Source organism: Paraburkholderia sp. JHI869, from assembly GCF_038900775.1.
In the GTDB taxonomy this organism is placed as follows: Bacteria; Pseudomonadota; Gammaproteobacteria; order Burkholderiales; family Burkholderiaceae; genus Paraburkholderia.
The window spans coordinates 135,796-156,590 of the sequence record NZ_JAYMSC010000012.1; the positions used below are offsets into that span (position 1 = coordinate 135,796).

The following is a 20,795-nucleotide window of genomic DNA, read 5'->3' on the forward strand; positions in this document are numbered from 1 at the left end:
GCCGCGAGGCGCAGCCGGGGCGTCGTGAGTCCGGCTGGACCGCAGGACAGGCATCGTCCAGTGCGCAACTAACCGTCTGGGTCATTCTCACCCTGCATCCGCCTGTTCCCGGCGCCACATAACGGCGAGCAGGGCGGTGAGGGCTTTCTCGATTTCCCGCGGCCTGCGCGTGCTTCTGCGGAATCGAAAGCGGCCTGTTCCGGGACTTTTCCTTGGTCTGCATCTCCACAAGAGCCGGTATCCTTACGCGTCGGGACCACCTCAACATCGCTGGGTTCAGCGCCACAATAACGTCAAGATGCAGGATCCGAATGAAAGTAGTTTTCTCGCGAAAGGGATTCGACCAACGGTACGGCGGCATGGCGAGTCTGATCCTTCCGGATGGAAGACTGATCCCGCTCCCGATTCCAAGCGATCACGACCGGGAAACGATTGACAACGTGGGCTTTGCCGATCTGGACCTGGATACGATGCTCCGGGACCTGTCCCGCGAGCGGCATAGTTCCACGTCGACGGTCCACTACGATCCGGACCTCGGCGGCAGGCATGCGGCTGACATCCCCGGCTGGCGGCCGGCCTTGGGTCAGACGGGCGCTGCCCAGGGCCACCTTTCCAACAACGGCGTTGGTGCCGGGGACATCTTCCTGTTCTTTGGATGGTTCCGGCGAGTGGAAAAACTCTCGGGTCGGTGGCGCTTTGTGCAGCGTGCGCCGGATCTGCACGTTATGTTCGGATGGCTCGAGGTCGATGAAGTGTTGCCTGTCGTCACCGACCGCTTCGGGTCACTGCAGCGACATCCGTGGATTGCGGCGCATCCCCACGTAGCTTCTCCAGAGAGATACACGGATGCGCGAAACACCCTTTACGTCGGACGCAAGCGCTCGGCCTATGTCGACGGTCTCGGGGGTGGGCGATTCCCGTTTCTGCGGCCGCCGTTGCAACTCACGCGGGACGGGCTATCGCGCCGCTTCTGGTCCTTGCCGTCGTGGTTCGAGCCAAGGGGCAGGGCGCCGCTAACGTACCATCCCGGTGCCGATTGCTGGAAAGTGGAGGGCGATAGTGTAACGCTGAAGACGGCTGCGAAAGGGCAGGAGTTCGTGATTGATGGCAACGCTTACCCGGAGTTGGAGCGGTGGGTAGCAAACCTCATTCGGGAAACAGTATGAAGCTACTTAAGTACGTGATGACGTCGGATACCGGGCTTGCGCCGAATCCTTACTTCGACATCTGTTCTCTAGCGCTTTGCACGCCTAACCACATGAATGCTCGTCTTCAACGCGGTGACTGGGTTTTGGGGCACTCATGCAAGGCGACTGGGAATCGCCTGATCTACGCGATGCGTCTGACCCATGTCCTCGAAATGGACCGATACTTCCGCGAGTACCCGCAAAAGCGCCCGGTACTGGACGGTGAGCCCGAACAGAGGTGCGGGGACAATCTCTACTTCCGCGAAGGCACGCATTGGCGAAGGGTACCTTCTGAGGGGCATAACTCCGTGGACTCATTCGCACAGGATCAAGGGAAGCCGGTTTTCCTGGCTGAAGGGTCGGACAATTTTTGGTACTTCGGCGCGGCGAGTCCGTTGTCTGAGTCGTTGGCGTTTGCGGACCGGTTTCCGGGGCTAATCCTCAGGCGACGGGGCTTCGAGTACGTGTACGACGCTAAAGCTATCGAGGAATTTGTTCGCTGGCTTGAATCAATTGGCAATCGCGGTCGCATCGGAAGCCCCCGCGATAAAGAGCCGGGTAATGATAGGCAGTACCTGACGGCAATCATCCCGCATCATGTATGGCTGCCAGCTTGCGCAGAGGCCGGCCTGGACATTCTGGCGATGACTGTGGCAGACCGCGTCGACGTGACTCACGCCCGGCAAACCGGTAGCCGCGGGTGCGGCACGCCTTCGCTAATGCAGCATGCCGAAATGAGATATGCCAAAGGAACTTGTGGTTCGCGATGACGGCGAATATGGTGAGACGAGCGGTCTAAGCACCCTGCCTGACTGGTTCGTACGCGCAGCCACGGGGCCAGGGACCCTGACTGGCCTTAGAAATAGTGGGGATTCTGTCTGGCGTTGCCAGCGCCCAGCCTCCCGCGCCCGCCGTCAATCAATGAATCGCTAGTGGCCGCGTGAAGGACCGATTCAGCCTGGAGGCGCGGCAGAAGATGATCGGCTTGACCAGATTGCTGACTTGTACGGCTGGTGCCTGATTGACGTACGGCATATCGCCCCGATGGCGATGAGACACGGCTGCGTGCAAGCGGGCGGCTCCCACTGGAAAGGCCACTTGACCCGCAGCGCACGGATTGCTGTCGTGCATAGTGCGCCGTGCGTTGTTGCGCCAGCAAACAGGCGGCAAAATGCTCGATTTTCTGTTCGCGGGCAAACGGCTAATGGCATGCGCAATAGAGTCGGATGCAGCATGCATAGGGCGGCTGCGACGGAGCGAACGCCCAGCTACACGATCGCAACGCTGGTCCCAACTGGCACCGACGCTTGGTCACGTCTTCAGCAGAAATTGGGGCGAACCCATACGATGCTCTCATTTCAATATTGTGGAGATGCGAGAGGGCGAATGCGTTGCCGCGTCAAGTAGTTGCGCGATTCATGGGGCTGAACGACTGCCGCTAGTCCGGCGATGACCCTAAAGCACTTGCCGATTCCGCGTTTGACTTCGGTGATACCAAGGCTCCGGCTTTGACTTCAGAATCTAAAGTCCGCCATTCCCCTGCCGTAAACGAGCGAAAGGCTGTAATGTTAAGATTTTGAGGAACTAGATTTCGACTCGACAATTCGGAACGATTTAGCGATCCGACTATCCCAAAAGGCAGAAACCGATGATATATTCACGAACTTGGCGAGCGGGCGCTGGTAAGCACGTCGGCAACGATTTGCCGACATGAGGAGGTTCGAGTCCTCCCCCGCTCACCCTTTCTCGACGGGCGCCCGATGTCTTTCAATGTGAAGCTCAGTTGGAGAGCATTTGGCCGACTCCCAGATTCGGCACCGAACTACGTTGCCGGTGAAGCGACCTCCCTATTCGAGGTACGAACAGGGAAATCAGTGTTGCGGGAAATTGGTGGTGATATTGAGTCGGCGTTCTTCCCGTTAGTGCTTGAACCTCAGGGCCCGTTTTTCACGAGAATCGCCCCCGTATCGCGCGGCTACGGCTTCACAAATTCAAAGACTGTTTTTCACGGCACCATACCTAATAGAGTGTCGGGCGCCTCGACCAGCGTGTCGAGTAAATTTGGCGTCCACGTCTATGGGAGACACGTTTGCGTGACGATCGACTGCTCGACATTCGAAGCCGCGGACGATTCAGACTTCGCGATTGTGCAGGATATTTCGAACTATCCCGGCATTGTCGGCCTAGCTAAGAAAATTATTGAGATCGTAGCTTCTGGTAGTGGTGCGGCGATTCCGGTTCATGGCGACCTAAAAGTGTTCCCATGCATTCAGATAACTGCCTTGTCGGAACAGGCACAACTGAGTTCTTCTGATTTAGTAGAGGTCATAACTCGCCATCCGAGAGCGAATGATGACCTGGTTGAAGAGATGTTCGAGAAGAACCGCAAACATCAGATTGACGGCACAACGACACTCCTTGATCGCCAAGGAATTGTTTGCTATTTACCATCATCAGCCCACCCCGACGAGAAAGCGAGTAGTGATCGACGGTTCAGAAGTTGTGCGGCAATGATCGAGTTGGCCGCAGCAGCTCAAAGGCGACTTCGCGACACCTCTACCCTTGATGACGATGTCATCGACGCATTATCTCGCCTGATCGAAGATCCTGAGGGCGCGATTCCGAATAGCACATCGGCACAGCGGGCGTGGGTACTTCTTTCCAAGGAGTTCTCGCTCGCGGAGACGTTGGAAAAGGCGAAAGGGAAGGTTCGCGTTCTGCGTGATGTCAGCACGAGGGGAACTGGCCATTCGCAACACAAGGTGACTGAGAGCGGCGCTTCAGCTGAAGTCCGCGACGGGAAAATAGGTACAAGATCAGTATTGTGCGTTGCGGCCGCCGCGGTTGAACTTGCTGCGGTGTACGCTCAACTGAAAGAGTCCTTTGGGACTCCCAAAACGGTCCAATTGGATGACAGTCAGGAGTATCTGCTTCAGTTTCTAGACTCCCGAAACGCTGTAGTCTGGAATCTTATAAGCCTCTCCTTCCAGGGGCAAACAGAGGCGGCTGTGGAGGTCAAAGCTCTATGTCTGGCTTTGAGGCCCACAATCGTCCTAATGATTGGGATGTGTATGGCCATGCCAGGCAAGGCACTGCCGGTAGGGACGGTCGTAGTACCAAACGAAGTAACTGTATTCGATCACACGCGCCTGATCGTTGAGGGAGTTCAACAACGCCCTCATGGTGATCGTGTCGATAACGAAATGTTCAAGCTTGCACGGATAGTTTCAGTAAAGCAGCAATTCCCATTTAAGGTCGTGACGGATAAGGGTCTCGCAAGCGCGTCCAGTAAGGTTGAAAATGTCAATTCAGAATTGATTTCGTTCATCAGTGAATCCTTTCAAGACGCCGTCGCGTTCGATATGGAGGGATGGGGATTCTACCGAGCTGGAGCGGGCCAAAGATGTCTCTGGATAAAGGCCGTAGCGGACGCGGGTGAAACACAGCAAGCGGATTTTTCCCACCAATTGGGGAAAAAAGCCACCCAGGCGAACGTAACCAAAAACGCGGCCAAATTCGCTATCGACCTAGTGCAAGAATTTGTCGATGCTCACGGGCTTAGCGCGGCGGACAACTGATACCTGATGCTGCAAGGGTATTTGGAGGCCGACCATTGTGTTCTCTCCACCGACGTAGACGATCGCGCCGCCCGCTTCGCAGCAGATCTTCAGAAGTAGCATGTGACCCGTTTGGCTTAAATTATTCTGCAATCTTGCCCGCCACCATTAATTCGGAAGTTGATTCCCGTCTAGGTAATAAAAATAAAATCATGTATGAGAACGAGACCCAGCAGCGCCAGTTGATCATCAAGCTTGCGATAATATTTGTCGCCGTGGTCTTCCTCTTCGGGTTGTCGTACTACGGTCTTGAGTTTTTCTCCCATGGTGGACTACGAAATCCAGAAAAATCATCTGCGTCTTTCCTTGAGTGTCTATTTTTCAGTATTGTGACCGTTACTACACTGGGGTATGGTGATATAACGGCAATCGGTTTTGCAAGAGCCCTCGCTTCAGTAGAGGCTCTCTTTGGACTGGTTTATGCTGGATACTCGATCTCTCAGATTGTTTCCTTCAAACAAGAGAGGCTGATAAATTATTTGGCGGGCGATAGACTCATTCAAACTTATGACCTCTGTTTGGCCGAACTTTCTGATGCAAAAGAGATGATTGCTGATCGCCGGCGCGCTATTCAAACTGGCCAGAAGAGTGATTTTCAAGATTATTTTTATTTTAGATTAAATCCATTTTACCCCGCGATCAAGGCAATGAGGGCATTGGTTGGCTATACTGCGCATATTGAAGATATCGGGAAAACTAGCGATTTATGTGAACGGATAGAGCGCGCGGCTCATCATGTCGAGGAGTTGGCGGGTTTCACAAGAAAACTTGTCAATATTCTAGAGAACGAAAGAATTCTGTGGCGTACTGATCGAACGGTAATGTTACTCGAAGAGCTTTGCGAACTAGTGGATCGATTTTCGGAGTGCTTTATTCGTTATACGAAGTATGCTGATAAACCCTACAAAAGCGGTGGTATGTACTTGAAGTTGATAGAGACCATCACGAAGGATATAACCGCTAAAACGAAGGGGACCATCGCGAAGTATCGAAAAACCATGCGCGCGCGAAAACACTCGACCCCAGTCAAAGCGGTGAAGCGCGTCCGCAAAGCCGGCAGCCTAATCAAGGCCGCTTCGCGTCGGCCCTTGATTGACCTCTGTCGGTCGGAGCGCAAACAACGCCGTTAGAGTCCGATGGACATCGGAAATTGGGCAGACCCAGAGTGGTGGGGCAGGCGGGGACTACGTCGTGCTGGCCTGTCGTAGCCATCGGTGAGGATGGCTCGTGTTGCACGACTACGCGTGCGACAGAGGTTCTGCAGGCCTTTTGCACATATGCAGTACTCGGCGGCACTGGCGCAGCAGCTCGACGGCCGGGTGGGAGGATGGATGATTCGGCTCCCACCAAAGAGCGACGCGGATTTCTAAGCGTTCCCCCGAAACTCGAGTACTTCCTTAGCATACGAAAGAGGCTATAGCTCGTGCGAGGCCCATTGTTGGCGTGTCAGGTCGTGCGGAAATGCCCTCTTGCGTGTAGTCGAGCTGGGTGCAGATACTTGTTGAGTGTGCATCACTAAATCAAACCAATAAGCGCATCCGCGGCTTCTCGTTCTGTATGAACGGGACGCAACGACAGGCGGCTCTGCGCCGCCTCTTGCGTTAGTTCGGCCACGTTAGAGGAAATCTGTGCGAGTGTTCGCTCACTAAGAAGTATGTCGTTCTCATGTGGCGTTCCTAGAATCAATGCCGTTGCTAGACTCGGGTTGCGTTCCCTTGCGAGTGAGAGTTCCCACATCTTTGATCTCGCGTCCTTCATACCTTGCCCTTGTTGATTGGGCTTCAGTAGACCGAAATGTGCGACCAGCGAGGGAGCAAGAAAACCAAATTTTACAGCTTGCCCGCCTTCCACAATCGTCGCTTGTCCGCCAAAGAACCGTACAAGATCGGGGCGTTCGACTTGGATCACATTCCGAATGCGCGTGGTCCACTGTCGCTGCACTTCGCGCTCGTCGAGCGGAGCGGTGTCCGCTTCCTCTTCCGGCTCCGTCGGAAGAGTTCCAAGACTACAACATTCTGAGACGATTTGACGAATCGCGTCTGCACGGTCATCGGCGTAAGTATCCATAACTGCCCCGAATCGACAATTCTCTAGAGCCGGAGCGATAATCGCAGCCTCTAAAGATTGATCTGCCGCAATACCTCTCGCAGCTTCGAGTGCATACTGAATCATTTGCATTGCACGCAACGCCGCTCCGCCATACATGCAATGGAGCACCTCGCTTTTCACTAGCACATGGGCCTCCACTGTGCCGTCTCGTTGCAGAAGAGCTCCGACGTTCAGAATTTCACCCGATCCCGCCATGGGTTCCCATTTCATGATCGCCCAACGAGTGTTTGTCTGGAGGTATTGAGACAGATCGCTGTCAGTGGTTTGCATGATGATTTAGAAGAGGGCTGAAGCAGTTAGCGGTGTTACTGGCGAGACTAGGTACGCGAGAGTGGATGAATGTTCTGCACGCTTCCTCAGCTTTCTCCCACTTCTCATATTGCTTCTCGATGGATGCAAGGGCCTTAAAGGCATCGGTTAAGTCTGTCCAGATTGCGTCATCAGATCCACACTTGCTTTGTTGAACCAATGCCTGTGCAATCGCCGCGGCTTTTGCTCCATCCACGGCAACAGGTTCGAGACTCATGGCCACGTTGGCCAACGTGTTTTTCTCGTGAACGGCATTTCCGAGGGCGCGTGCGTGGTCGATTAGCCAGAAATCCTGGCCGTCCCACAATAAGTTTTGCAGGTTGCGATCTGGATTGGCGATCAACTCGTCAAACGAGATGGTCGAGCCGAACTGTGCCCACGTCGCCAGTAAGAGGGCGGCACGTCTGACTCCTGCTGCATCGTTGACGTTCATTGCGGTTAGCAGACTAGGATGCTGAAGATCTCTTGCACCGAACCACATCTCGGATTTCCCCGGGTAGCGGACAATCACTGGTTTCAATGTAGGCAACCCCAGATGGATGCCAACTGCAGCGGCGAAGCACTCCGCGACGACGCCACCGATCGACTCTGGCTTTACAACGCACTTATGCGAAATGCCGCTGATTTTTACCTGTCCTCGCTTTGCCCCGCTCAGCCCTTGTCCGACTGGCCGCAAGGTCGCCGGTATTAGCACACCTTCTTCGATCATTATTTGGTTCCGGTAGAGGTGCGAAGTGGCACGGCCAGTGCCTGCGGCGCACAGTTGCTACACACAGATTTTCGCATTGTACTTCGTTCAAGGCGGCGTGCAGCCACACATGGCATCCGATTGGGGGGCAGTTGACGCGAGCCGTTCGACCGGGTTGAACGAACGCTGCGATTTTTGCCGCTTATCAAATGCCGACGATAGCAACCGGGCGTGGGGGTAGTGGTCCTTGACTGGTGGGAGCGAACCGCTACTGCGCGGCCGTCCACTGTCGCCCAGTAGCGGTTGCCGGCGGCCTTGATCGGAATGGCCGAACCCGATCGTTAGGCGTTGCAACCGCTACAGAACTGCTGATGGATCGTCATCCCAATCGGAGACTATCCCTTCGGCTTCAATGTGATTCGGGAGCAACGCTCGCAGCTGGTTGACCTTGCGGTTCATGATCGCCCGATCGCCGCCGAGCGCCATCAAGATCGCCTTATCAACATCAAGCCTCGTTGCGGCATCCGCGAGATCCTCAATGTCACTGTCCGCGATGATGTCTACACCGATCTTCGCCTCGCCGATGACAAACTTGTTATCGACGACGCAGATCACATCCAGCTCCCTGTTCGATCGACCACCCTGATTCTCCGGATAGTCCTCAAATAGGCTCATCTGCGGGCCGAAGATGAAGGTGCTCTTTGAACTCTCCCGCAGTGCTGACAGGGCCCACGTTACTGTTAGGGTGTCGTGTTCGCGCAGGCATGTTGCAAAGAACTCGTTGAGACGGAGGTCCAGCACAACATCCACCGGCAACTGATGGTCACGTCCGCAAACCTCACATGCCATTACGTTCCTGAGATGGTCGACGCTGACCCAGTTGCGGTGCGAGCACTGCCGGCAACTCCACTCGTGTCCGCGATGGAAGATACCGCAGTCCAGTAGCTCACTCAGGGAACGTTTGAGGTCGTCGCTGGCCTCACCTATGATTTCATCCCGTCGCGGAATGAGATTGTGATCTAGCTTAATCGCTTGTTCGAGTTCGACCGACCACGCAGCTAGCAGTTTGTCAAAGCGCGTTCTGCCTTTTGGTGCACGAAGACGTGCAGATTTCTCGATGATGCGCTGCGCTAGGCTCTCCCAGCCTGGCGCATCATTGATGGTCAACGTGCCGTTCCGGGCCCGCATACGACGCTGCACGTAGGTAATAATTTCAGTTTTCTGGTCTTGGGCGGGAACCGCCATTCTCAAAAACTGTGTTCGCCAGAAGTGGTTACCCAAAGTCTGCTCAGCATTGTTGAGGCCGCCAAAAAGCCCGAGCAGACCTCGCAGATAGCTGCCTTTGTCAGACGGCGCTGCATAGCGATAGTTCGCAGTCCTCTGCCGCGCATGACGCATGTCGTCATGGTCGTACCGCGGTACCTCCGTCAACAAGTCGCGGATAATATCGTCGTCCGACGGGTTCTTGACCTCTATAGTGGCGTGGTTGATATCGACGGGCAGCGTGATCGTTCCATTGCGCAACAGTCGGGCTCCGCGCTCCGTGCAGAATCGGTGAACCAAATGAGAACGCAGAGGCAGTCGCCACTCTTCACGAACGTTCGCGAATCGTCCGTTGTCGTTTAGCCGGTCGATCGACAGATCCACATACCACGAGCCCTGTGAAAATATCGGGTGTTGACCGCGGGCGTAGCTGAGCTGGAAGGGGCTCGACGCAGCCACGATCGTAGTGCCATCAACAACCCGAGTCTCGTTGCCATCGGTTGGAACGGTTGGCCACCAGCGAGCGCCTGTATGTACACGTGAGATCTCCTCGGGACAGCATTCGTCAAGCGTTGCTATCGGGCTAACGTCGGTCCGTACGTGTGCTCCCCTGCGCAGTTGCTCTGCAATTGCATTGAGCTGATCCGCAGATAATGAGTGCGATCGCAGGGTTACTCGACCACTGCCTCCTTGTTGGTTGATCCAGTTCTTACGCTGAAGATATTGGCCGATCTTCGAGAGCTTGACCTCGTTGGCGGCAGCATTCGCGGGTACGCGCAGCGTTTTCAATACCTGAGTCTGCGCGCCGTCAAACAGCAGCGCCGCGTTCCAGCACGAAACTCGATCGTCGAAACTGTCTCCGATGATCAGACAAAATGACCGACCCCATGCGTGATCTGTCCGGAAACGCTGGGCGGAAAGGTTGGAGAGCTGTGCCAGAGTGGCGATATGGCCCGTCCCAGCTAGACGCTCGATCACGGCGTAGGCATCCTGAATTTCCTCGCCTTTTACCGACCGGAGGTGCCAGCGGTTCGGTGGTGCGTCGGGTGGCGTGAGCATGAGCGCGGGCACACCTATCTGGTCGTGCATGGGGAACGGATCAAGGCTCCCATATAGAGTGCCGAAGTTGTCCTTAATGATGCCGTCGTCTTCCCACATGGGGAAGCGGTCAAGAATGAACTCTGGCGCTGAATGCATTAGACCCGATCAGACCTTGAAGAATGGCAGCCAGGAGATCGCGGGCAAGCTGGACGTGCGAATGACGACACGTGGATGTTGCTCGACCGTGCCGCGCGCCCTCTCTCGCTGATGAATTGTCGTATCGCCAAGCAACCTTGTGAGGAGTTCGACGAGAGCTGCGTTGTCATACGTCAGAAGCAGGACATAGTCCGGGTCGTACAGGCGAAGCCAGTTTCTGTAGCGCTCCGAGATCTGGCCATCAACTACCGGGACGACCAGCGATTGCCGCCCGCCGTGCCGCCCAAAGCAGCTGGCAAAAATCGCGTCAAGCCAATCATGGCTATCGACGCCATCCTCAAGTACATAGGCTACGCGCAGAGGACGGGGTGTCGCTCGAATCTTTGGGTCTGGCTTCATGGTCCAGTATTGATAAGTCCACGGGAGCGATTTGGATAGTACTGGATAACAAAGATGGAATGGGTGTTAGGCGCCTGCGATTCCCCGTTTGCTGCGACCGCAAGACGTAAGGGGTCTAGACGAGCGACTCGAAGTCTTGGCTCTGCTCCCGAAGCCGGCCGGTTGGGCAGAAAGGGGGCGGGTTCCGGATCAGGCAGATTTTAAAATGCTAAAGTTTTGCTTCAAAATAAATGCATTGTGATAAGAATACTTATCGCAACGGACGCATTGCAGATCAACTTCTGAAGAAAACTCGAGCATGTCGCTCCATCTCCAGGGCGACCACCCTTTCTGGCCGCGTCTCTTCCCGTCAATTGGCCAACTGCTTCCGGCGTCACCGGATTTTTTTAGTCCTGGACGTGTGAAAGCGGGGAAATTGAGACTAGAATCAGTGCGGTTTCTGAAGCAACGGCCCGGGTTGCCGCGGCAAATCAAGTTAGGTAAACGAAACATCACTGCGCGTGCGTTATCGTTCCGCATGGACGCGGCTCACCGGGCAGCCTTGAACGCGCGCAAGAAATCCGGGCGTATCGCTACGATGCATTCAGGGCGTCGACGGGTGCGAGCCATACGCAATGCAGGATGCGTGCATGGTCAGCGGGGACGCCAGCCATGCTCCAACATGACAGTCAACGATGAGAATGTACCGCTGCACGAAGGAAGCCATGGTCCCGCCTCAGGAGAAGGAGGACTATCTGGCCAATCTGAACGACTTGTGTCATGCACTGTTTGAGTCATTCTGCGAGCGAAGGAGCATTGTCGCACTCGCCTACATGATGCACGCATGGCCCCTTGTCACCGATCAACCCGGCGTCTATCGACGGCTTTTGCAGACGCTCGCGGACCTTCGCCGTTGGCATGAAGCCGAGTTGAACGACACTGAAAAATTCCTGACAGCTCGTATCCTGTCGAAACTACGTTCGCGTGTGAGCCTGCCGTGAGGCTTTATGAGAATTGCTGTCCTGGGTGAGGATGCAGAACAAACCGGTCTGGTTTTTCAGTCGCTGGTGATGGACGGGCACGCTTGCCGTGCATTTGCTGAGGGCCGTGAACTCGTGAAGCACCTGCGCCTTGAGACGTTCGATCTACTGGTTCTCGACTGGAACGTTCCCGATATGCCCGGCGAGGAGGTGCTACGCTCGTTGCGTCAGAGTTTGTGTGACCGCCTGCCGGTGCTCTTCATGACGTGTCGCAGCTGCGAAGCCGATATTGCGTCGTTGTTGGACGAGGGGGCAGACGACTACGTCGTCAAGCCGATTACGACAAATATCCTTCGTGTGCGCGTGAGATCGCTGCGTCGTCGTGCAGACCAGCGCAATGATGCGAAGACGTGCGAAATCTTCGGGGAATTCAAGTTCGATGTGGCATCGAAAAAAGTCGTTGTTCGCGGAATACCAGTAACGCTGACGCGAAAGGGGTTTGAACTTGCCTTGCTGCTTTTCCGGCATCTGGGCCAACCGCTATCGCGTGCGTACCTACTCGAATCAGTCTGGAAGCGCAGTATTGACATGCCCTCCCGCACGATGGACACGCACGTTTCGATGTTGCGCACCAGGCTTGGGCTCCGCCCTGAAAACGGCTACCGGCTGATGCCGGTTTACGGCTATGGGTACCAGCTGGAGCGGATCGAGGTCAGGTAGGTGTGGTGATGGCGCTCGGGGTTTCCGGGGGGGCATCCGGACCGCCACGCGCTGACCGGTCGCCCGGTCTTCTTTCAATACAATTCGTAGTAGAAAGTATCCTTGGTGGGCCGCACGAGGGCGGTGAGTGGCCAGGCGAATCTGATCGGAGGGCCGTCCTCGCTGGAGGCACGGCTGGAAACCCATGCTCAGACCCGAAAAGCTCATAGAGCCCCCGCTCTGGTGTGATCTCCTCATCGGGCGGCCGATTGTTGCCCCGTAGAACGGGGCGTGACGAAGGGCATTGCGGTTCGGCAGCCATCGGCAAATTGAGCCGGTCGCTTCTGGCGAAGACGACGAGCGCAACGCCGGGTCTCATTTAGGCAAACTGAATGTGCTTCAAACGGGCTCATACCGCGGTGTCGTTAGCTTCGTGTAATGCGGCTGTGGCGCCCTTCAAATAACCCGCTTTGTGCCGTTATACAGCGTTCGTGTGCCCCATCAAGCCGTCTATTTTACGAAGATCTCAATGAAGCTTAGCCGTAAGAGGCGTCGATCGCGCGCCGGCACAGCTTCTGGACTGCTCCGCGCAGAAGATTGCCGCCGACAACGCCCGGATCGCCGCCGAGGCGGCCGTCGACGCTCAACGTGCCACTGTCGTCAGCGCCGTCATCGCTGCCCTCGTGTTCGCGCTGGGTCTCGCGGGCGGCGTTTCAGCCGCAGCGTGACAAGGCCTCTCGGCCATGCTTTGGCATTCGCGCGCGAAGTGGCGAACGGCGACCTTTCGACCGGTTTGCACGCCCGGGGCGACGACGAGGTGGCCGAGCTGCTCGCCGCCCTCGCGCAGATGCAGGAAAGCCTCGCGCGCGTGGTGCGCGAGGTGCGCAGCAACGCCGAGGGCGTCACAACGGCAAGCGCGCAGATTGCTGCCGGCAACCTGAATCTGTCCCAGCGCACCGAGGAGGCGGCATCGCTCGGAGAGACAGCCGCGAGCATGGAGGAGTTGACCTGGATCGTGCGCTTGAACGCCGGGAACGCACAGCAAGCATCCGGACTCGCCAGAGCGGCGGCGCAGACGGTCACGCAGGGTGGCGCGATGATGCGCGAGGTCGTTGGCACGATGCAGTCCATCGCCGACGGCTCGAGCAAGGTTGGCGAGATCATCGGGCTGATCGACGGTATCGCGTTTCAGACCAATATTCTCGCGCTCAACGCCGCGGTCGAAGCCGCACGCGCGGGCGAGCATGGGCGAGGCTTTGCCGTGGTCGCAAGCGAGGCGCGCACGCTCGCGCAGCGCAGCGCGTCCGCCACGCGCGAGATCAAGGGGCTCATCGTCGGCTCTCAATTCGTTCAGTCCGACACCTTACCCGATCCGCACGCGCGCTATTTGCACCAGAGCCACAAGTTGTACAGATCGTAGCAGCTGCCGACATTTTTAGGATCGACCGGTGCGGTTTTCATCGCGGAACAACTTAGCCGTCGCGACTAGTGTCAAAGCCATTTTCAGATGTCCACTTGGATGCTAATGACCGGGAATAAGCACCAAAATCAAAGGCACCCCAAATGAGGAGATCGAGATTGACTGTGCGAGCTTTCGCTTGTCGTGCCGTCGTCGTTGGGTGCAATGCACAGCAGAATGCGATCTCGTCGACGGCGATTCGCGAGGAGGAAAGCGTCCGTGGTCTTCGCCGGATCGGGAACCAGAAATGCCGACAGGCGCGTACATCGGCGAGGTTTCATGACTGAATCTTAAATGATCAGAGAAATGAAATCGCTCAGGATAAAGATCGCGGCAAACGACGGCATCAAATCCAAGGCCGGGAATCGACCAAGACCGTAAGGTTGCACATGGAACTCTATCGACAGCATACGGATTCTGGGCATCTTGCGCGAATGCGAATCCATGATCGGGCCGCAGCCGCGGCAACGGGACATCGTTGTGAGCGCTCGCCGCGTGGCGCCGCGCTTCCGTCCGGCTGAAAAATCGTCTGGCTGCAGCCGTGTCGCGGCGCTTTTGCCGTAACACGTCGAGTTCGGTGCCATGTCCACCGCGCCACAGTGCGTACGATTCACCGCGCAGCTTCACGAGCACCTCGTCGAGGTACCAGATCGCACCTGGCTTACCGCGTGAGGCTTTCGCATGACTCGCCAACCGCGAGAGCATTGGTGCCTGGTTCTACTTGGCCGACTGCCGAAGATGGCCGGTTTTCACTACTTGATCGCGGAGCATGGGCGCGAGCACTTTTCACTTTTTTCATCCTTTTGGTGGAGGGGTGGGAAACGCCCAAACCTAGAATGCTTACATCGGTTCCGGTAAGCGCGATCGCCGTCGGGGATTCGGGAGCGGTTGATGTCTTCTAGTGGCTGTTGAAAGGTCTCTTGCCACATCTTCGGACCGGGGGGCGATAAACGTTAAAGCAAGAAATCGGACAGCGCCGGAGGCATAAGCGATATGCGAGCCGCGCTGTAGACCGAACTAGGCAGGCCGGCGTATTTGCCGTCATTGAAGGGGAATTGCAATGGACATCGAAAGGATTGCTATTGATTCGGGCATGCTGGTCGTGCTCGATGGGCGGATCGGCCGTGAAGAGTACAAGAGCGCGTATGGGTCCCTAGAGGCTCTGCAGCGCTTTGCCAACAACGTTCGCGATTTGGCTGCGAGTGAGATGTGCGCTGCCCGCATTGCCGAGGCGCCGGAGCGTTTGGTCAGACGAGATCGCTGTTGATGCAGCAGTAGTTGCAGGACAGATTGTTTTTTGCGGTTGAATTAGACAGGATGGAATGCTCTGAATGTGTTTTATTTGTACATTTTCGTTATGAACTACCGTCGTCAGTCTGTTCTAGGAAAGTCTTCGCTTGAACTGTTCGTGACCACGCGATTATATGGTATGTGGTATATGTTCACGAACTCGAGCACAGATTTTTTTGTCCGGACGCACACTATTGCCTTCAGCCTCCGCAATATCGCCGTAGCAATAATCGTCATGTTCGGGTCGCTATCCGGACTCTGCTATGGCGCTGAATCGCCGGTTTGGCCGATGCAAGATCAAGTTGCCGATATTACGCAAGAGAGAATTCCCACTGCAGAGGAAATTGCAACTGTTGTGAGTGCCCATTTTCATATCAGATGGCATGATGCATTGGAAATAGGTCGCGCGGTACTGAATGCAGCGAGACGCTTCACACTCCCGCCATTGCTATTGCTTTCAGTGATCGCAGTCGAATCCAGTTTTGATCGATTCGCCGAAAGTGTGGTTGGAGCCAAGGGCCTCATGCAGGTGCTTCCATCTCAACACCGAGACTGTGTTCTTCGCACGTCGGACTTGACCGATGCGCGTACGAACGTCCGTATCGGCTCCGCAATTCTACAGGGTTACATAAGAGCATCCGGTGGGAACCTCGAGGACGCGTTATATCGCTACAGCGGGGGCGCCAAGGGCTATGCGCGACGCGTAGCGGATCACTTAAACACGATGAAAACGGAATTCGGTTTGTAGTAAAAGTATTGTTTGAGCTCGATTTTTAGATGGGTAGATATGCGGCATCGCGAATCCCTCTTCGAATCTGAACAAGGTTATGATCGGACATACCGACCACACCTTCGAATGGTGTTTCGTGGTTGAGTGTGTATCTTTGTGGGGGGAGCTAGTCCGCGATTTAGAATATTTAAGCTAACCTAACCGAACAACGTGCGCGAAAAGTGAACGGGCACGGACATACTGTTGACCGGGAAGGACGTCGAGCCCCCGTCATGTCGGGCGGAGAGGGGATAGCGTGGACGCCGAAGGCAGTCCCCGACGGCGCGCGAGTCGTGTTAGCCTTTCTGTTACGCAGCGAGTTGAGGCCTTCAAGTTTGAACTGGGGCCGACAGGCGAGCAAACGTGCAAGACATGCTGCATCGCCGGCGCCTGGTTGATTTTCTACTACGAGGCGCCGACGTTGCAGACGGCGGGCTATCAACACGGCGAAACGAAGTTCGGCTAGCCCGGTGTGCAAGGAACTCTCCGCTTGGCGCAATGCCACGGAACACGGTGGATGAGGGACGCTCCGCTCCGTTTGTTGAATTGTTGAATTGTTGAATCGTTGAATTGATGGTGTTTTAACTGCGCGCGTCGAGCGCATCCTTCGTCACCGGTTCTGGATGCGATGACTGGGGATCGCGGCTCCAGTTCGAACCCGCGGGGTTGCCGGCGCGGATCCTGAACCAGATGGAATACATGGCTGGCAGGAACACCAGGGTCAGAATCGTCCCGGCGAACGTGCCGCCAATCAGCGTGTAGGCGAGGGTTCCCCAGAACACCGAATGCGTCAGCGGGATGAAGGCCAGGATCGCCGCCATGGCCGTCAGGATCACCGGGCGGGCACGCTGAACGGTGGCTTCGACAACCGCGTGGAACGGGTCAAGTCCCGCCTGCTCGTTCTGGTGGATCTGCCCGATCAGGATCAGCGTGTTGCGCATCAGGATGCCCGAGAGCGCGATGAGGCCGACCAGCGCGTTGATACCGAAAGGCTGACGGAACAGGATCAATGTCGGAATGACGCCAATGAGGCCGAGCGGACTCGTCAGGAACACCATCACCATCGCCGAGATCGAGCGAACCTGGAGAATGATGATGACCAGCGTGATCGCCAGCATGATCGGGAACAGCGGCAACATGGCCGTCGTCGCCTTGGTCGATTCCTCGATGGAGCCCGCCTGCTCGATGCGATAGCCACTGGGCAGCTTCGCGATGATTGGCTGAAGCTGCCTCGTGATTGTTGTTGATACGTCCGGTGGCTGCAGGTTGTCGGCAATGTCGCCACGTACCGTGATCGCCGGCACGCGGTCGCGCCAGCGCATGATCGGCTCCTCCATGCGCACGTCGACCTTGCCCACCTGCGACAGCGGGATGCGTTGTCCAGCCGCCCCGGCTAGCGTGAAATCGCCGAGCCGGGCAGGGTCGAGGCGCACATCGCCGGCCGAACGCGCCACAACCTGCACGGTCCGGATATCCTCACGCACGGCGGTGACAGGTACGCCGGTGAGCAGGAACTGCAGTTGTTGCGCGACGGCGCTGGACGTCAGCCCTACCGCCTGCAGACGGTCCTGCTGCAACGTGAAGTGCAGCGTGGGCGTGCGCGTGCCCCAGTCGGTGTTGACCGTGCGCATCATCGGACTGGCCTGCATCACCTGCTCAACTTCAGCCGCGATTGCGCGCAGCCTGTCCGGGTCCGGACCGGTGACGCGATAGGCGACCGGGAACGGCGAATACGGCCCGAACACGAGTTGCGTCACCCGCACGCGCGCTTGCGGGGCGAGACCGTCGGCAATGGCCTGACGCAGTCGCTGCTTCAACGCGTCGCGCTCATCCTGACTGTCCGTGCGCACTACGATCTTGGCAAACGACGGATCGGGCAGTTCCGGCGCCATGGCCAGGTAAAAGCGCGGCGCACCTTGCCCGACGTAAGCCGTGACGATCCCGGCTTCTTTCTGTTTAGCCAGCCACGCCTCCACCTTTTGCGCAGCGGCGCTGGTCTGCGAGATCGACGTGCCATAAGGCATCTGCACCTCGACCAGCACTTCGGGGCGATCCGAGATCGGGAAGAACTGCTTCTTGACCACGCCCATACCGACGATGGCCAGGGCGAAGAGGCCAACGACCGAACCGGCGACGAGCCATTTGCGTGCGATCACGCGCGTCAGCAACTGGCGGAAGCGGTTATAGCGGGGCGTGTCGTAGATCGCGTCGTGCCCCCCTTCGATCTTTTTGAAATCTGGCAACATCTTCACACCGAGGTACGGCGTGAAGACCACGGCGACGACCCACGATGCGATCAGTGCGACGCCGACTATCCAGAACATGTTGCTGGTGTATTCACCGGCGGTGGACCGCGCGAAGCCGTTCGGCATGAAGCCGACCGCCGTCACCAGCGTGCCCGAGAGCATGGGTGCGGCAGTGTGGCTCCAGGCATAGGCAGAGGCGGCCACACGGCTGTAGCCTTCCTCCATTTTCACCACCATCATTTCGATGGCAATGATGGCGTCGTCGACCAGCAGGCCCAGCGCCAGGATCAAGGATCCTAGCGTAATGCGGTCGAAGTTCTTGCCTGTCGCGGCCATCACCACGAACACGATGGCCAGCGTCAACGGCACCGCCGCCGCGACGACTAAACCCGCACGCCAGCCCATGCTCACGAAGCTCACGAGCATGACCACCAGCAACGCGACAAAAAACTTGAGCATGAACTCGTCGACCGCCGAATGAATGTTGACGGCCTGATCCGTGACCTTGGTCAGGCTCATTCCCAGCGGTAGCCCGGCGTTGATTGTGCCGACCTCGCTGTCCAGTGCCTTGCCCAGATCGAGCCCGTTCCAGCCATCGCGCATCACGATGCCGAGCAGCAGGGCGGGTTCGCCGTTGTTGCGGATCATGAATGTCGCCGGATCTTCATAACCGCGCTCGACGGTGGCAATGTCCGACAGCTTCAGCGTGCGACCCTGCACGACGACCGGCGTGTCGCGGATCTTCTGCAGGTTGTCAAAGGCGCCGTCCAGGCGAATGAACACCTCTGGACCTTTGGTTTCCACGGAGCCGGCCGGCGTCAGGGCGTTCTGCCCATTGAGCGCGGCGAACACGTCCTGCGGGCTGACACCGAGCGTGGCCAGCCGGTCATGCGAGAACTGGACGTAGATGCGCTCGGCCTGCTCGCCGATGATGTTGACCTTCTTCACGCCCGGCACATGCAGCAACCGCTGGCGCAGCGTCTCGGCATCGCGTACGAGTAGCCGTTGCGGTTCGCCCCTGGCTTTCAGTGCGAAGAGCGCAAACGTGACATCCGCGTATTCGTCGTTGATCATCGGCCCGATCACGCCCGCCGGAAGGTTGGCTGCTTCGTCGCCGATTTTCTTCCGGGCCTGGTAGAACTCCTCCTGCACCTCCGACGGCGGTGTGCTGTCGAGCAACGTCAGCGTTGTGAAGGCCAGGCCGGGCCGCGTATATGTCTCGGTCCGGTCGTACCAGCGCAGTTCCTGCATGCGCTTTTCGATTTTCTCGGTGACCTGATCGTGCATCTCCTGCGCGGTGGCGCCAGGCCACGCGGTGATGATGGTCATCACCTTGATCGTGAACGCCGGGTCTTCGGCTCGACCCAGCTTGAAGAACGACAGGAGCCCAGCCAGCGAGATCAGGCAGATCAGGAACAGGGTGATGGAGCGCTCGCGCACGGCGAGCGCCGACAGATTGAATCGGCCTTCGCTCACGGACGGGCTCCTTCGTTCGCCACTGCGACGGCCTGGCCGGACGCCCGGACCTGCTCGCCTTCACGCAGCAACTGGGCACCGAGCGCAACGACACGCTCGCCCTGCTTCAACGTACCTGACACGCGAGCGCTGTCGTCGTCCAGGTGAAGGACCGTCACCGGCCGCCATGCAACCCTGGCCTGCTCGCCGTTGACGACCCACACGCCCGGTCCTTTACCCGCGTCAAGCACCGCGCCGATCGGCACCTGCAAGCCGCCCTGGAGCGCCACGCGTGCGTCCGGTATCTCGATCGTGACGGTTGCGCCTAGCGGCGCGTCGGCGAGCGCACCCTGCAGCACATAGCGCGCTTCGAAAGTGCGGGTACGCGGATCCGCCGTATCCGAAAGCTGGCGTAGCGTGGCTGGCTCGCTGACGCCGCTGCTGCCGAACAGGGTGGCCTGGGCGACCGAACCGATGGCGGGACGCAGGGTTTCCGGTAGCTGGATCACAGCTTCGCGGCGCCCGGCGTGGGCCAGGCGCACCACGGGCTGCCCGGCGCTGACGACCTGGCCCGGTTCGGCCAGCGTTTCCATCACGACGCCATCGCCATCCGCGACCAGATCGGCATAGCCCGTCGCATTGCGCGCCACGTCGGCGTCAGCCTCGGCCCCGCTGAGTTGCGCCCTGGCTGCATCGGCGGCTGCCTTGGCCTGGTCGTAGGCCGAAGCCGAGATCGCACCCGTGCCGCGCAGTTCGCGATAGCGCTCCTCATCCTGCGCGGTCTGCTGCGCTCGCGCCCGCGCAGCGGTGACCGCCTCCTGCCGGGCCTGCGCGGCAAGCTTGAGATCGATGGGGTCGAGGCGCATCAGCGGCTGGCCGCGTTTGACGGTCTGGCCTGCATCCACAAGCCGTTCCAGCACCTTGCCGGAAACACGGAAACCCAGGTCGCTCTGCACGCGTGCCGCGACGGTCCCCGTAAACGAGCGGGACGCGGGGACGGCGCGCTGAACGATGGCCGTGCGCACCAGCGGCACCTCGGTGCGCGGATCGGACGGTGTTTTTTCACCGCAGGCCGCTAGCGCAAGCGGCAGCGCACAGGCGAGTGCGGAGGTGGCGAGGCGACGCGAGAACATGAAAGTCCCATCAATG

The 20,795-nt window shown here is 57.7% G+C and carries 15 protein-coding genes and 2 pseudogenes; 9 read left to right on the plus strand and 8 right to left on the minus strand.

The annotated features are described in order from the left end of the window. Positions 1 to 311: 311 nt before the first annotated feature. From VSR72_RS21320 to VSR72_RS21335, 4 genes are all read left to right on the plus strand, one after another. The gene (locus VSR72_RS21320; RefSeq protein ID WP_342954319.1) at positions 312 to 1,166 is read left to right on the plus strand and encodes a hypothetical protein; all 855 of its coding nucleotides are present in this window, start codon (positions 312 to 314) and stop codon (positions 1,164 to 1,166) included. Then, positions 1,163 to 1,957, plus strand: coding sequence for a hypothetical protein (locus VSR72_RS21325; RefSeq protein WP_342954320.1), 795 nt, complete (start codon positions 1,163 to 1,165; stop codon positions 1,955 to 1,957). The genes VSR72_RS21320 and VSR72_RS21325 overlap by 4 nt, the downstream gene beginning before the upstream one ends. A 990-nt stretch (positions 1,958 to 2,947) precedes the next feature. Beyond that, positions 2,948 to 4,765: a hypothetical protein gene (locus VSR72_RS21330; protein WP_342954321.1), complete on the plus strand. Its 1,818-nt coding sequence runs from the start codon at positions 2,948 to 2,950 to the stop codon at positions 4,763 to 4,765. Positions 4,766 to 4,899: 134 nt separating this feature from the next. Next, entirely contained in the window at positions 4,900 to 5,934 is a 1,035-nt protein-coding gene (locus tag VSR72_RS21335; RefSeq protein WP_342954322.1) for a potassium channel family protein, read from the plus strand. Between the two features lie 385 nt (positions 5,935 to 6,319). Here VSR72_RS21335 and VSR72_RS21340 read toward each other — a convergent pair whose 3' ends face one another. The 4 genes from VSR72_RS21340 to VSR72_RS21355 form a co-directional block, all read right to left on the minus strand. Continuing rightward, positions 6,320 to 7,183 carry a hypothetical protein gene (locus VSR72_RS21340; protein ID WP_342954323.1) on the minus strand — a complete coding sequence of 288 codons (864 nt, stop codon included), beginning with the start codon at positions 7,181 to 7,183 and terminating at the stop codon, positions 6,320 to 6,322. After that, positions 7,170 to 7,931, minus strand: a complete 762-nt coding sequence (locus VSR72_RS21345; protein WP_342954324.1) for a hypothetical protein — start codon at positions 7,929 to 7,931, stop codon at positions 7,170 to 7,172. The genes VSR72_RS21340 and VSR72_RS21345 overlap by 14 nt, the downstream gene beginning before the upstream one ends. Before the next feature lie 336 nt (positions 7,932 to 8,267). After that, positions 8,268 to 10,331, minus strand: a complete 2,064-nt coding sequence (locus VSR72_RS21350; protein WP_342954325.1) for a hypothetical protein — start codon at positions 10,329 to 10,331, stop codon at positions 8,268 to 8,270. Positions 10,332 to 10,379: 48 nt separating this feature from the next. Further along, positions 10,380 to 10,769: a hypothetical protein gene (locus VSR72_RS21355; RefSeq protein WP_342954326.1), complete on the minus strand. Its 390-nt coding sequence runs from the start codon at positions 10,767 to 10,769 to the stop codon at positions 10,380 to 10,382. A 674-nt stretch (positions 10,770 to 11,443) separates the two neighbouring features. Between VSR72_RS21355 and VSR72_RS21360 the strand changes: the two genes are divergently transcribed. The 3 genes and pseudogenes from VSR72_RS21360 to VSR72_RS21370 form a co-directional block, all read left to right on the plus strand. Next, the gene (locus VSR72_RS21360; RefSeq protein WP_342954327.1) at positions 11,444 to 11,749 is read left to right on the plus strand and encodes a hypothetical protein; all 306 of its coding nucleotides are present in this window, start codon (positions 11,444 to 11,446) and stop codon (positions 11,747 to 11,749) included. 6 nt (positions 11,750 to 11,755) lie between these two features. Continuing rightward, on the plus strand, positions 11,756 to 12,448 hold the full coding sequence (locus tag VSR72_RS21365; RefSeq protein WP_342954328.1) for a response regulator transcription factor: 693 nt from the start codon (positions 11,756 to 11,758) through the stop codon (positions 12,446 to 12,448). A 518-nt stretch (positions 12,449 to 12,966) separates the two neighbouring features. Further along, positions 12,967 to 13,760, plus strand: a pseudogene (locus VSR72_RS21370) (methyl-accepting chemotaxis protein); the annotation flags it as partial. A gap of 416 nt (positions 13,761 to 14,176) precedes the next feature. Here VSR72_RS21370 and VSR72_RS21375 read toward each other — a convergent pair. Then, positions 14,177 to 14,470, minus strand: coding sequence for a hypothetical protein (locus tag VSR72_RS21375; RefSeq protein WP_342954433.1), 294 nt, complete (start codon positions 14,468 to 14,470; stop codon positions 14,177 to 14,179). Continuing rightward, positions 14,400 to 14,564: pseudogene (locus tag VSR72_RS21380) on the minus strand (DDE-type integrase/transposase/recombinase); the annotation flags it as partial. The gene VSR72_RS21375 and the pseudogene VSR72_RS21380, both read right to left, overlap by 71 nt. 382 nt (positions 14,565 to 14,946) lie before the next feature. Between VSR72_RS21380 and VSR72_RS21385 the strand changes: the two are divergent. Further along, positions 14,947 to 15,153 carry a hypothetical protein gene (locus VSR72_RS21385; protein WP_342954329.1) on the plus strand — a complete coding sequence of 69 codons (207 nt, stop codon included), beginning with the start codon at positions 14,947 to 14,949 and terminating at the stop codon, positions 15,151 to 15,153. Between the two features lie 171 nt (positions 15,154 to 15,324). After that, positions 15,325 to 15,924, plus strand: coding sequence for a lytic transglycosylase domain-containing protein (locus VSR72_RS21390; protein ID WP_342954330.1), 600 nt, complete (start codon positions 15,325 to 15,327; stop codon positions 15,922 to 15,924). 602 nt (positions 15,925 to 16,526) lie between these two features. Here the strand turns inward: VSR72_RS21390 and VSR72_RS21395 are convergent. Both VSR72_RS21395 and VSR72_RS21400 read right to left on the minus strand, forming a co-directional pair. Then, positions 16,527 to 19,667, minus strand: a complete 3,141-nt coding sequence (locus tag VSR72_RS21395) for an efflux RND transporter permease subunit (RefSeq protein ID WP_342954331.1) — start codon at positions 19,665 to 19,667, stop codon at positions 16,527 to 16,529. Continuing rightward, positions 19,664 to 20,779 (minus strand): efflux RND transporter periplasmic adaptor subunit, encoded by a 1,116-nt coding sequence (locus VSR72_RS21400; protein ID WP_342954332.1) that lies wholly within the window; start codon positions 20,777 to 20,779, stop codon positions 19,664 to 19,666. Before VSR72_RS21400 ends, VSR72_RS21395 begins: the two co-directional genes overlap by 4 nt. Positions 20,780 to 20,795 lie beyond the last annotated feature (16 nt).